Source organism: Paenibacillus sinopodophylli, from assembly GCF_005930355.1.
Classification (GTDB): Bacteria; Bacillota; Bacilli; order Paenibacillales; family Paenibacillaceae; genus Pristimantibacillus; species Pristimantibacillus sinopodophylli.
In genome coordinates, this window is record NZ_VDBO01000011.1 from 56435 (window position 1) to 70232 (window position 13798).

11 protein-coding genes are annotated in these 13798 nt (G+C 44.6%); 4 read left to right on the forward strand and 7 right to left on the reverse strand.

Features of this window, described 5'->3' with window-relative positions; genetic code table 11:
• Nucleotides 1-38 precede the first annotated feature (38 nt).
• The 5 genes from FGT79_RS24705 to FGT79_RS24725 all read right to left on the reverse strand — a co-directional run bounded on the left by FGT79_RS24705 (nt 39) and on the right by FGT79_RS24725 (nt 4726).
• The gene (locus FGT79_RS24705) at nt 39-248 is read right to left on the reverse strand and encodes a hypothetical protein (protein WP_138755511.1); all 210 of its coding nucleotides are present in this window, start codon (nt 246-248) and stop codon (nt 39-41) included.
• A gap of 447 nt (nt 249-695) precedes the next feature.
• Nucleotides 696-1427, reverse strand: a complete 732-nt coding sequence (locus FGT79_RS24710; RefSeq protein WP_138755512.1) for an SDR family oxidoreductase — start codon at nt 1425-1427, stop codon at nt 696-698.
• Nucleotides 1428-1483: 56 nt separating this feature from the next.
• Entirely contained in the window at nt 1484-2050 is a 567-nt protein-coding gene (locus FGT79_RS24715; RefSeq protein ID WP_138755513.1) for a TetR/AcrR family transcriptional regulator, read from the reverse strand.
• A gap of 623 nt (nt 2051-2673) precedes the next feature.
• Entirely contained in the window at nt 2674-2799 is a 126-nt protein-coding gene (locus FGT79_RS32650; protein WP_138755569.1) for a transposase, read from the reverse strand.
• A 343-nt stretch (nt 2800-3142) separates the two neighbouring features.
• Nucleotides 3143-4726: a helix-turn-helix domain-containing protein gene (locus tag FGT79_RS24725; RefSeq protein ID WP_138755514.1), complete on the reverse strand. Its 1584-nt coding sequence runs from the start codon at nt 4724-4726 to the stop codon at nt 3143-3145.
• 211 nt (nt 4727-4937) lie between these two features.
• Between FGT79_RS24725 and FGT79_RS24730 the strand changes: the two genes are divergently transcribed.
• The 4 genes from FGT79_RS24730 to FGT79_RS24745 all read left to right on the forward strand — a co-directional run bounded on the left by FGT79_RS24730 (nt 4938) and on the right by FGT79_RS24745 (nt 10220).
• Nucleotides 4938-5948: an ABC transporter substrate-binding protein gene (locus FGT79_RS24730; RefSeq protein WP_171056423.1), complete on the forward strand. Its 1011-nt coding sequence runs from the start codon at nt 4938-4940 to the stop codon at nt 5946-5948.
• Nucleotides 5945-6988 (forward strand): NAD(P)/FAD-dependent oxidoreductase, encoded by a 1044-nt coding sequence (locus FGT79_RS24735; RefSeq protein WP_138755516.1) that lies wholly within the window; start codon nt 5945-5947, stop codon nt 6986-6988. The genes FGT79_RS24730 and FGT79_RS24735 overlap by 4 nt, the downstream gene beginning before the upstream one ends.
• A gap of 450 nt (nt 6989-7438) precedes the next feature.
• Entirely contained in the window at nt 7439-8854 is a 1416-nt protein-coding gene (locus tag FGT79_RS24740; RefSeq protein WP_138755517.1) for an FAD-linked oxidase C-terminal domain-containing protein, read from the forward strand.
• On the forward strand, nt 8847-10220 hold the full coding sequence (locus tag FGT79_RS24745) for a (Fe-S)-binding protein (protein ID WP_281286011.1): 1374 nt from the start codon (nt 8847-8849) through the stop codon (nt 10218-10220). Before FGT79_RS24740 ends, FGT79_RS24745 begins: the two co-directional genes overlap by 8 nt.
• 214 nt (nt 10221-10434) lie before the next feature.
• On the opposite strand, the gene FGT79_RS24750 is transcribed toward FGT79_RS24745, so the two are convergent.
• The gene (locus tag FGT79_RS24750; protein ID WP_138755518.1) at nt 10435-11976 is read right to left on the reverse strand and encodes a response regulator; all 1542 of its coding nucleotides are present in this window, start codon (nt 11974-11976) and stop codon (nt 10435-10437) included.
• Between the two features lie 14 nt (nt 11977-11990).
• Entirely contained in the window at nt 11991-13742 is a 1752-nt protein-coding gene (locus FGT79_RS24755) for a sensor histidine kinase (RefSeq protein WP_171056424.1), read from the reverse strand.
• Nucleotides 13743-13798 lie beyond the last annotated feature (56 nt).

Consider the following 13798-nt stretch of genomic DNA (forward strand, 5'->3'; position numbering starts at 1 on the left):
AGTAGTGGAGTCAATGAGTAATAACTCTTTAGAAAAGGCTAGCTTCCGCCTCGTTTCCCGATTGCATTTGCGGATAAGCAGATGAAAAGTGCCTTAAATGCCGTAAACGGTACATCAGCTGCTTTGCTTGAAAAGGAGGAATAGTGAACTTCCGGCAAGCCGATACAAGAAGCAAGATTCACACCGAAACGATAACTGGACCATTCTTCACTTGTTGCTGCATACCAATACTGTAACAAATGATACACTGTGAACTTTCGAGCTGTATTCACGTAACCGACGGATTGAATGACGAGTGCAACTTCTTCAGGTGTGAGTATAGATTAAAGGATGAATGGAATCGTGATAGACTTTTTCAAGGAGTCGTCACCTTTCGGTTGGTGTCAGTAACAAATAAAGTATTAGACCGGATAACTCGATTCCACGCGCCTATTCAAATTGTCATACCGTCAGACTCCCTAAAATAAGTTTTAGACTGAGCCTAGAAAATGAAAAAGCGACAGCCAAGGACAAGAAAATAAAGTCCGAGACTGGCGCTACGAATGTATGAATAGCTTCATTCCCGTCACGTAAATCGGGATGACCATGAATCCTGTCGGGCATACGGAATATCTCTTGCAGTGTCCAATCGCCGGATTCGTTGCCTCCTCGATCAGTTCAAAGTCGATTACTTTGCTATTCTCTTTTACCCTTAACTACACAATGGATTGCCCTCCATCCACATGCAAAACGCTGCCCGTGCTAAATCCGTTACGGATGAGATAGAGCACACTTTCGGCGACATCCTCAGCGGTCCCGATCCGATTTATAGGGAGACCAGAGGCCACATGTTGGAAAAACTGATTGCGGGTAGTAACGTCCATGCTGCTGTGAGCTGGTGTGTCGATAATGCCTGGAGAAACCACGTTGACCCGAATAGGAGAGAGCTCGAGTGCCAGAGCTTGACCAAAAAAGGTAACCGCCGCATTCACCGAGCCAAGAACCACCGTTTCTTTGGCCGGTTTGAATGCTGCCGCTCCCGAAAACAACGTAACTGAGCCTTCGTTCGATAGCCAAGGCGCTGCATGTTTAACCAACTGGTAGGGACCGAAAAATTTGCTGGCGAATAATTCCTTCACGGTTTGCATCTCGGACTCTTTAAAATCGACCAAGGAAGTTTCTGAAGCGCTAATCACGAGATGATCGAACTGCTTGATCCGCTGTTTGAAAAATTGTTTTACCTGCAGTTCATCCATCATATCCAGAACATAGTACTCGACATTCTCACCATAATGAGCGAAGCGTTCTCGCGCAAGGTCTAGCTTTGTCTGAGATCGTCCAGCAATAACAACACTAGCCCCGGCTTCAAGTAAGTGACCGGCAGTTGCCAATCCAATACCTGAACTACCTCCAACAATCACGACTTTTTTTTCATGTAGTGTATCCATTTATTACCCCTCCATAGTGTTTGGTTGACCAACCAATAATTATTAAAAAAGAAGCATTAAGTGAACGAAAGATACATTTCACTTAATGTTTCATACGCCGTATCCAAATCGAAGCTCTCGTCAGTCAGTTTGCGCAGAGCCAGCCCATCAAACGCGGCGGTCAAAGTAGCTGCGATAGCTTCGTGATTAACGCCTTCTTTTCTGACAAGATGAGTGGAGAGCTCGGCGATTTTTCGTTGTTCTTCCTGTAATAGTGCATTCACATGCGACTTGAGGTTCGAATTATTTAGACCGTTGGAATAAAGTTCGAATCGTAGCCGGTAAACCTCTAAATCAGCAAATAACCGTTCCTTAACCAACTTTAAAACGTGTTCGATTTGCCAGTTGTTCTTCGCTTGCTGGAGAATTTCATCCCAGTCCTGAAGGCATTGGCCCTTAGCTTCCTCCAGCACAGCCAAAATAAGCTCTTCTTTGCTTTTGAAATAATAATGAATCAAGCCTGGTGCGATACCAGCAGATTGTGCAACCCGTTTCATTGAAGTATTCTTAATACCACACTCAATCAACAGATCATGCGTCTTGGCGATAATGAGATCCCTGTTATTTAGCGGCTCTGTAATCATACTTCTTCCCTTCTAGCATAATTGGTTGGTCGACCAATTATAAAATATTCCTCAATCCTAGTCAAGTCATTATGGCGGTGGGCAAAGAGCAATTCCCGAGCTATCCCGTGTTTCACCCCTTTGTGATATTAACGGAAGTGGACTGCCCGTTAGCTTAAAGGGGTGTGGCAGTCTTTTCAGTCCAACACTTTATTTTCTTTGGACAGTTGGTTTCTAGGGGTACAAACATATTACTTAGTTGACTACACTTTTGCTACCATTTAGTAGTTAATCAACAGGCCTGAACCAAGACAATTGTATTGGTTAATAAAAGGTAGTGATAATATATGGACACTACATATACAACCTATTAAAACGATTGAGGTTATATGGGTTTTAAAATAATATAACTTACATTGTATTTTGTACAAATGTATTTGAATCGCCTTAATCCCTTATGTACGAAGGTTTTGCCTAGACTGGAAAATGAAGTTGTAGATGGGCTAAATAAAGTTTTAGACTAATCATGGTTTTCTGGTGCTGGAAAGGTCGTTACAAATTTTATATTTATATAGACCGCAATTAAGATCATGACTGAACAAGTAGACGATCGATGGTTTCCATCGGATGCTTATTAATCCAATTCATAATTGGATCACATGAAGCTTGATCTTATAGAATTTTTCAAAGAATACGTTATTAGCTACGTCAGCTTTGAGCCATAGCCAGAAGCCTTCCACCGGATTAAGGTTCGGGCTGTAAGGATGCAGAAGACCAGCTGTAAACGAGGATGTTTTTTGAGAAACGGCTGTAACGCTTTAGCATGATGAATGCGACTGTTGTTCAGGATCAAGGCCGTTCATGGTGACACCAAACGTCATCTTGATCCACTCGGCAACCAGAGGAAGCGTTCAGGTATCTCTCGTAAAGCCGTTTATCTGAAGTTTCTTTCTTGGACACATTGAGTTTGTCCATTTCTTCGGTACTCATTTTTATCACCACCAGGTTCTTGTTGCTATTCATTACCCAATTTGGTGGCTAGTGTGACTTAGTTCGTTTTTTACTTGTATTCTATATAGAATCAAATGTAGATTTGGCCAGACTCCTCTCAAACTAGTGAGCAAGCAGCAGCTTCATCTGCACGTCCATTTGGCTGTGCATGGAGATGGGGTCGCTGACAGCGAAATGCTCGGGGTCTATGAAATAGATTTTATTATTTTGGACAGCCTTCAGCTGCTTCCAGATGAAAGTTTTCTCCAGCGCGCGGAATCGAACCGGATCAAGGATGCTTACAAATAATCGGTCACCTGCGTATAGTGAAAGCTGCTCCTCTGTAATCAGGCGATAAGCCTCACGGTTAAGCATCTCTTGCTCAATAATGGGAGGGGCCGTCATGCCCAGTCCATCGTATAAATTATAAGCTCCACGGCACCAGAAGTTGCCAAACACATATATGGAATCAGTGCGTATTTCAATAACAGAAACCGTTTCTTCCTTGGATATGAATCCCCGTAATTCCGTTCTGTGACGCTCAGCCTTGTGTTCATATTGCAAAATAAGCTGCTGTGCTATCCTCTGTTTGTTAAAAGCTTCGCCGAGCATCGCTAGCAAAGTCATTGGTTTATGATCGTTTTGTGAGAAGATCATCGTAGAGGCAACGGTGGACAGCTCTTCGCATTCCTGTTCGTTCGATACCAGTATATATTCCGGCTGCAGCTCTGCGATCTCTTCCAGTTGATAAGGAATATTGTTCACACGGTGAATATCCAGACTAAGGTTCCGCAAGTAAGGCCTGTTGGTTAAATTTTTGGCGGCTGCGATAGGCCGAATGCCAAGAGCGAGTAGATGCCCAAGGCAGGTTAGCGCACAGATATGGGCGGGTTTGTTCTCATAGTTGCGGACAAATTGTCCGGGCGTTAGCCCTTCCGTCTGCTTGAACCGGCGGTTGAAGTAAAATTCATCCCGATAGCCGACCTTGACGGAGATCTCTTGCAGGCGCTCGCCTTTTAATAGGAGTTGTTTTGCAGATTCCATCCGTAAGGCCGTGATGTACTCCAGCACATGTTTGCCTGTAATTTGCTTAAACCAGTGGGTGAATCTTCGTTTGCTAATTTGGGCTTGCGCAGCAAGCTCTTCTACAGAGATATCTTCGGTAAAGTGCTCTTTGAGCTGTTCAATAATAGCCAGCACAGATTGACGTGTTGTTTCGGCAGCGGGCTGATCTTCTCTGCTCTCTATTATGATTCGCATCAGTTTTTGGAATCTCGCGTGATTATCCATTTGTCGGGCTGCAGACTTATCATTCTGGTGACTGCTGATTTCCATGACTATGCGCAGCAACGCTTTAGTAGAGGAAATACGGCATTCACCGGTTTGCAAATAGGTCACGGCAGGTCTGGCTGTGTTGCCTAGGATGGAAAAGCTGAGCAGCAAAACCGAGGTACCCTGTCCGTGAAATAGGCTCACGTCGATAATCGATCCAGGATTAAACATCCAGCAACTACCGGCCTTAAGCGCGTATTCTTTATCGTTCCACAGTAGCGCGCCTTCCCCTTCTTCCATGATAAGCAGGGTATAGGAGGTCAGCGGCTGGCCCGACATTTCACTTATTAGGGGAGAGACAATATGTTGTAAATGGTGCAATTCGAAATAAAGGGTATGTATCGGCCGACTGACCTCCAAACCATTCCGATTCAAGTGAAAACCTCCAAGCTTAGTTGAGAATTATTATCAATTAAAGAAATCATACCGTAAAGCTGAATCAATTTCAATCGGTTCCTTTAGGTTATTAAATAGCCCATTAGTATAAAATAACGTCCCATTCTATCCTTGTCGCTGCCAATAGCAAAAGCTATACTGGCTATAGTTGATAATGATTATCAATAAAACGGAGAGATGGGCGGAGACAATGATGGTAATTCAAAGCAAAAATATACGGAAAGGTCTTGCTGTGCTTTGTATCGCAATGGCATTAAGTGCGTGTGGCAATAATGGCGGTGGCAGTGAAGCAAAGCCAACAAATACAACAACGGCTGCTGAGACTGAAGGAAGCGGGCAAGAAAATGCGTCTACAACCAAGTTTGTGACAGATGCTTACGATAAACAAGTGGAAATTCCAAGCTCGCCTAAGCGAATTGTGTATACAGATAACACAGTTGGGGATATTTTGCTATTTGGCGTTCAACCTATTGGTCTAATTCAAGATGGTCTTCAATATGCCGTGTACCGGGATGAAGTGAAAGACGTTGCCGATGTGGGCTGGCCGCCGAGCACGGAGAAGCTGATTGAGCTGGAGCCTGATTTGATTATTACATCCATGACGGACGCTCAGCAGCTGGATGTGATGAGAAAAGTTGCGCCGGTTATTCAGACGAATGAGTGGGACCCGATGCCTGTCCGCGTAAAGAGAATTGGCGATTGGCTCGGCTTTGAGAAACAGGCGGATGAGTTTTTAGCGAAGCATGAGTCAGATATCGATGAGATGTGGGATTCTTTGCTCCAGAAGGGCACCATTCATAGCGGCGAAACGGCTTCCGTCTTTCAATATATGCTAGGTCAAAAAAGACTTAGCGTGTATACAACCAGCTATTTGCCAACCTTTGTCTATCATGAGAAAGGATTCAAGCCAACAGCGGGCATCCAAGAGCTGATTGATGATCCTAAGAATTACGGATACTCGGACATATCGGCTGAATTGCTTCCAAACATAGCAGGAGACCGGATCTTTATTGTTTATTTTGATGGGCCTGAGCTTGATGCAGTTAAGCAAATGATCACTGAGCCAATCTGGAGAGATTTGCCGGCCGTGAAAGCGGGAAAAGTTTATTTTATAAATGGGGGACTGGGCATTACGACAGATCCGCTCGCGAGAGAAGCGTTAATTAAGCAGCTTCCCGTTATATTGGGAGAGCAGTCATGAGCCAATCTCTAGAATTATTCGATGTTACGATTATTGGCGGCGGCCCAACGGGATTGTATACGGCTTTTTACAGCGGCATGAGAGAACTGAAAACCAAGCTCATAGAAGCCCAAGACGAATTGGGCGGACGCATACTAACCTATCCGGAGAAAATGATTTGGGATGTTGGGGGGATCACCCCTGTCCGCGGGGAAAAGCTGATCGATCAATTGGTTCAGCAAGCTCATACCTTTGAGCCGACGATTGTGCTCGGCCAGCGTATCCAGCATTGTGAGCGGCAGGAGGATGGGAATTTCGTGCTGACGACAGATGATGGTAACCAGCATCTCACCCGGACGGTTATTCTGGCTGTCGGTTACGGCGCTCGCAAGCCGGCAAAGCTGGAGATAGAGGGAGCAGATCGTTTCGAAGTGACCAATCTGCATTATACGGTGCAGCAGTTGGAAGGCTTTCGCAGCAAGCGAGTATTAATTTCTGGCGGCGGTGATGCCGCGGTGGATTGGGCCGTTGAGTTGGAGCCGGTTGCGGCTAGTGTGACAATTGTTCATCGGCGAGGCGAATTTGGCGGGCATGAACGGACGGTTAGCCAGATGAAGCAGGCTTCCGTGACCATCCTTACCCCCTATACGGTAGAAGCACTTCATAGCCAGGATGGTACGATGATAGACACCGTTACCATAGCCCATACAGCTACAGGCGAGCAGCAGAAGCTTGAGGTCGACGCGGTGGTCGTCAGTCATGGGATGAGATGCGATTACGGTTCAATCCGTTATTGGGGGCTTAATATGAATGAATGGAACATGCAGGTAGACGACCAGATGGTCACGAACATTCCGGGTATCTACGCGGCGGGTGATTTCGTTACCTATCCGAACAAGGTGGAGCTGATTGCAGGCACCTTCACCAGCGGTATATTGGCGTTAAATAGCGCGAAGAAGTATATGGAGCCGGAAGCTCCTTACATGGCCTACGTTTCTTCTCATAACGACCGTTTCAAAGAGAAGAACCGCGCGCTGGGCGTTGTGGAGGAAGAGGAATAAAATAGTTGCAGCATTCGAATGCAAGCAGGGCTGCCCGAACAGGGCGGTCCTGTTTGTGTTGCTTGCTGCGTGTAAGGTGAAAAAGGGGAAATGCTGTAATAGTCTTGTTTTGCCAGGAATGATAGCCATTTTAGTTGTCGCACTCCGCGTGATTTAGCTCCATTAATTTACAAAATCGGGAAGATGTAAATCTCTTGATGTCGAATGGAAAGTAGAATCCTTTATGCTATTTTCGATATGTGCAGCTAAGAACATTAATTGAAGCAGCACTAGTTTTGTTCAATCAGATATGGCAAAAACACTCACTGGAATTTATGAATAAACGGATAACGTTTAATCCTTAAATTAAAATGTTATAAACGAACAATATATACATATGCAACGAACATTAAATATCATATAATGTTTAAAAAGGACATTCGTATAATAGACAAGGGGGAATAAACCATCATGCTGGAGCAAGTCATTGTTCAACAACTACGCCGAATTGTAGGCATTCAAAACTTTCGGGATGATCGGGAATCTTTGGTTGTTCATTCCTACGATGGAACGCCTATGCTCCAAAGTTTGCCGGACGGTGTTATTTACCCAGAGAGCACGCAGCAGGTTTCGGATATTATGAAAGTGCTTGCAGCACATCGTATACCCGTCGTGTCCCGGGGTTCTGGTTCCAATCTTTGCGGGGGAACGGTCCCTATCCAAGGTGGTGTTGTGATGGTTATGCACCGCATGAATACAATCTTAGAGGTTGATCAGGAAAATTTAACGGCAACTGTTCAACCGGGAATTATAACCGCAGAGTTCATATCGCATATTGAATCGATAGGATTATTTTATCCACCCGACCCAAGCAGCATGAGAATATCAACCATCGGCGGTAATATTGCGGAGTGTTCTGGCGGGCTTCGCGGTTTGAAATATGGTACAACAAAGGACTACGTCATCGGGCTCGAAGCGGTGCTTGCGAACGGAGACATTATGCGGACCGGTGGAAAGCTGATGAAGGATGTTGCCGGCTATGACTTGACGAAACTGCTGGTCGGTTCGGAAGGGACGCTTGCTATCATAACCGAGGCTACCTTAAAGCTGATACCGCCGCCAAAGTCGAAGAAAACGATGCTTGCCATGTACAAAGACCTCTATGGAGCAGCAAGGACTGTATCACGCATTATTGAATCGAAAATTATACCTGCAACGCTGGAGTTTATGGATAATCCTACGATTCGGGTCGTTGATGATTTCGCCAAACTTGGTCTTCCCAGAGACATGGAGGCGATTCTGCTTATCGAGCAGGATGGCGATTCGGAGGCTGTGGAGCGAGATATGGAGAGGATACAAGAGATATGCAAGCTGGAGATGGCGGATCTGGTAGAGATAGCGGAGAGCCGTGAGGAGGCTGAAAAGCTGCTTACAGCACGGCGCAGCGCTTTCACTGCACTTGCAAGGCTCCGCCCTACAACCATACTGGAGGATGCAACGGTACCTCGATCCAAAATTGCGGAAATGGTATTAAGAATCAATGAAATTGCTAGAAAATATAATGTGATGATCGCAACCTTTGGTCATGCGGGGGATGGGAATTTACATCCAACAGCCGCTACGGACGCTAGGAACCTAGACGAAGTTCATCGGGTAGAGCAGGCATTCGAGGAAATATTTGAAGCGGCGATTGAACTGGGAGGAACGATTACCGGAGAGCATGGTGTCGGCATGGTAAAAGCGCCATACCTCGAATGGAAGATCGGTAAGCCTGGAATAGCAATGATGCGCGGAATCAAGCATGCTTTCGATCCGCATAATCTGCTTAATCCGGGCAAGATATTCGCAAAAGAAACAAGAAAAAGAGTGGTGATAACCCGTGGCTAATGCGAATCAACCGACATTCCCAAGCAAGCCCAATGTAAAGCTCAGCAATCCAACAGCCCAGAAGCTTCATCTGAAGCTGGACTATGATCAGTTGACTAATTGCATGCGTTGCGGATTTTGTTTGCCGGCCTGTCCGACTTTCCGAGAAACCGGCTTGGAGCAGGAATCTCCACGTGGACGTATTGCGCTTATGAAAGCTGTTGTAGACGGCATAATGGAACCGGATCAGCCTTTTCAAGATCAAATGAGCCATTGTCTCGGCTGCAGAGCATGCGAACCGGCTTGCCCGGCTGATGTCAAATATGGTCAGCTCATTGAACAGGCTCGAGATGCTATCGAGGAGCATGCAGAGCATAGCATCCCCGTTAATGGCCTGCGCAAGGTATTGCTTAAGGAGATGTTCCCTCATCAGGGACGGATGAAATGGCTCGGACGATCACTCGCATTTTATCAGAAGTCAGGCCTGCGTAAAGTAGCAAAGGGTACCGGTATGATGCGACTGTTTCCGAAGCATTTGCGAGAAATGGAGCAAATTCTTCCCAGTGCGACAGGGAAGGGTGTGGTAGAACGAATGGGTACAGTTTATCCGGCTAAAGGTGAAGCCATTGCGCGTGTTGCATTATTCAGGGGGTGTATCATGGATGTACTTTTCGCTGATACCAATGTGAATACGGTAAAGCTGCTGTCAGAAGCCGGTTTTGAGGTCGTTATTCCAGACGAGCAGGTGTGCTGCGGTGCGCTTCACGCACATAGTGGGGAGTTGGATTCGGCAAAAGCATTGGCACGTACTAACCTCTCCGTCTTTAAGGAAGCGGGAGTCGACTATATAGTCTCAAATGCAGGCGGGTGCGGAGCACTGCTCGTGGAGTATGATCATCTCTTACATGAAGACAACGAATACCACTCTCTTGCGAAATGGTTTGCTCCTAGGGTAATGGATATAAGCAAGCTGCTAATCGATCATGGAAGACTTCCAGCATTTGCGGACTCGAGCGCGAGCACCGAAGATCCCATAACGATAACCTATCAGGATTCCTGTCATTTGCGTAATGTCATGAAGAGCGCAAGTGCTCCAAGGCAGCTTATGAGACAAGTTGCTAATGTCCAATTTGTCGAGATGAAGGAAGCAGATCGATGCTGTGGCTCCGCGGGGATCTACAATGTAACACAGCCGAAGATGGCAGGTGAAATTTTGGAACATAAGATGGAGCACGCCAACAGGACCGATGCTCGTTATCTCTTGAGCAGTAATCCGGGATGTCTCCTACAGATGAAGCTGGGGGTTGCAAAGCATGGAGATAGCAGCCGGATGGAGGTCATGCATATTGTGGACTTCCTTTACGAGAGGCTTCTTGAAACGAAATGAATCAGCCTGATGGAGAATGGACATCTATTATTCAAGCTGCCGAAACACAAGTCACCGTAGCTTTGCATGAATATACTGCTAACACTCTGTAAGAGACAATGTCTCTTACAGAGTGTTTTGGCATTTTACAAAAACAACACCTCCAACGCTTTTTCCACTGCGCAAGAGGTGTTGTTTTTACAAATTCGATATCACTTTGGTGGGTCAATATGGTTTAGTTCATATTTTTGAATTCTTTAGGCGTTGTTCCAACGACTGTCTTAAATACGCGGCTGAAATAATGATGATCCTGATAGCCTACGATTTCCGAAATATCTTTCAGCAGCATGGAGGGGTAGTTAAGCATGAGAGATTTTGCTTTCTCCACACGCAGCGCGGTAATATACTCCACGAATGATTTGCCGCTATTGTTCCGAAATAAGTTGCATAAATAGGAGCTAGAGATATGGAAATGTTTCATTAAATCACCTAAAGTGAGCGCTTCCTTCAGATGAGAGGAGATGTAACTTTCAATCTGTTGGAAGAGTAGCGCTCCTGAATCTGATTCTTGAACCTGGGGCTGGAACACGTGAATGATTAAATCCCAGAAGGAATCTGCTGTTTCCGAGAATGATGAAGAGACAAAGCATATCTCCTCTATTCGAATTTCAAGAGTTTTACTTGTTACGATGTCGATTGGAGGCAATTGCTGTTCCAATAATCGGACGATACTCTTAACGTTTTTTTCCAAATATAATAGGGGAGTTTTTTTGCTGCCCCAGTTTTGAAAGAGATGATAAATGAGTTTCTTAATTTGTTTCCAGTCACTTTTGTTCAAGTAGAGGGAAAGCTGCTCTACTTCATCTGCTTTTATTAGAAAATCATCATGGAGAGGCTCCGAGAAGTCAGCTAAGGATATGAACTTCGGCTCTCCTATGACCAAGTTCTTATATAGCTCATCAATCAGTTTTTGTTGAATGATATTGATATCTGCCAAATGAATCAGGTTATCACTGTAAGCAATAGAAGGACTAAGGCCTTTGTTCATAAAATGATGCTGTGAAAACGGAAGGAGATTGTGCAGCTTTAGAGCTGAATCTGTATGAAAACCAATCAGAATCGCAAGCTCTCGCCTGCTCTTTGTCCGCAATACCCAAAGCTCTTCCTGTTCGTCGAGGTAGCTTTTGGCTTTGCTATAGTAGCTTTTCTCTGTGCTTAAGGACTGGGGAAGCAGCAAATCATTATCGATCGAGAAGTCATGATCCGGAACGATCAGCAGCCCATAATTGGAATAGGGAAATAACCGCTCTTGAATGAGCTCAGGCAAAGAGGCGTTACGCTTTGATTCAAGAATCAATTGTAAAATTTCTTTGCTCCGAGAATAGGTTTTGTTCATGAGTCTTTCTTGAATCCGTAAAAGCACGCTTCTTACGGCATCGGCCTCGATAGGTTTTAACAAATACTCCTCGACGTTAGCTCGTAATGCATCTCTGGCATAATCAAAGGTGGAGAAGCCGCTAATAATGATGACCGCGGTGCTAGGCCAACGCTGCTGGACTTTATGAGCCAATTCGATGCCGTCCATCGCCGACATCTTAATATCCGTAATAATGACATCTGGAATTAAGAAAGGGATTTGATCAAGGGCCATCTGTCCGCTGTAACATTCCGCGATAATTTCAAACGAATAAGGCCCTTCTTCGGAGGCTATCCGAACAATCAGTTCTTTTAATTGCTCCAGAAAAACGGGTTCGTCATCTACAAGCATAATCTTCATTACGTATATGCCTCCTAGAGAAATTTAATAGTGCTGGACATCGTGATGTAAGCTCCCCGATTCACATTGTTGCCTACCGTATAATGAAGCTGGTTTTTCAAGATCAACTGCATCCTCGCCAGTGTGCTGCATAATCCGAGCCCCCCGAATCCCAAACGATCACCTTGCTCCATAGTGTCGAGTTGTTGTAAATAGGATTCAACCTTATCACGTATCGTTGGCAAGACGGTCTCTGAAAAACCAATTCCGTCATCTTGAACAGTCAATTGCCACCGATCTCCTACAATCTTACCGGAAATAAGGATACGAAGGGGATGAGCATCTCTAAAGCCATGTTGGAGGCAGTTTTCCACTAATGGCTGAAGGGTTAGCTTTGGTACGATCAAGTCATTCATTTGTTGATCCAAATCAAAGCTGTATTCCAAGCGATATAAGTAGCGAGATTTCATTAGCTCTAGATATTTTCTCGTAAGCTCTATTTCTTGTTTTAATGAAGTGACGGGTGAGCTCGTTGCAGAGGAATATCTTAAGAAATCCGCTAGATTAGAAGTGATTTTATTGATCTTCTCCGTATCCCCTTTATCGGACAAAGCTTGGATTACGCCTAGCATATTAAAGAGAAAGTGGGGATTGATCTGTGATTGCAGCGTATCGAAATGGGATTGCAGCTGCATGGTGCGAAATTGAATAATTTGCTGTAATGAGTTTTGCAGCCTGTCATTCATAATCCGGAAGGCCCGGTTAATCTGATCAACCTCATTCATTTTATATTTATTCTCAATGCCTAGGGGCTTATCTACCAAGTCGATCCGGTCTATGCTGCTTTTAAGCTTAATTAAGGGATTAATCAAAATTTTGGCTAAAAATGATAAGAAGAATACTGAAAATATAAGAAACACCGCAAGCGATGCGATAAAGATGTTTCGAAGTAATCGAATGGGGGAGAGCACGAGATCCTTGGTGACAGTTAGCTCGGCGACGATATACTTCTTGCTTGTTGTTTTCGTAAAGGTATAGAAGTTTTCTCTGTTATGGCTGGCCACTTTTAGTTTTTCGTTTGCTATCATGGTGTAAAAAGCATGGCCTTTTTCGTCTAATAGACGGAGTTGGCTTCCTTCCCAATTAAGTGAATCAACGGATGCAAGAATATCGGCGGCTTTAATCTGTACTTCGATATATCCCGATTGCTGGTCGTTAGGGTCGATTGCACGGATGAAGGAAAAAACGGCAGGCTGCTGTTCATTCGTCCATTCGTCGCTAGCGGAATAACGGTAAAACGTGTCGCCGCGAAGTGGAGCGATTAAAGGAATCCAAGCATGAGATTCTTCCGAATCATAGATGTTATTATCGATGGGTTTACTTGAGAAGAGAAGACCACTATTAGCATAGAGAGTAATGCGATATAGGTCTTGATAAATGGAACTGTTAATTTGGATGAATTTATCAAGGGATTGCGTTGCTTTTAGTCTTTCGATTGAATCGGTGGACGTATTAAGAACATTGAGATAGTGTATCATCGTATTGCCGACAGCATCATAATTCAGATAGAGCTGCGTGGAGATATTATCAAACTCGTTCTGATAAGCATTCAATTGATCGGACACGCCTTGAACCGACTGCTCTAGGCTAGAGAGGGTGCTGCTTTCAATATTTTTTTTAATGTAGAAATAAGAGGGAATGGAAACACCAAGCGTACAGACAATAATAATAAGCATGTAGGTTAGGAATAGTTTTGCGCGCAAGCTGCTGGAGGAGAACATTAGCATCCACCTATCATCTTCAAATTGGATCATTTTTTTAATACTGTAACATGAACTAATTT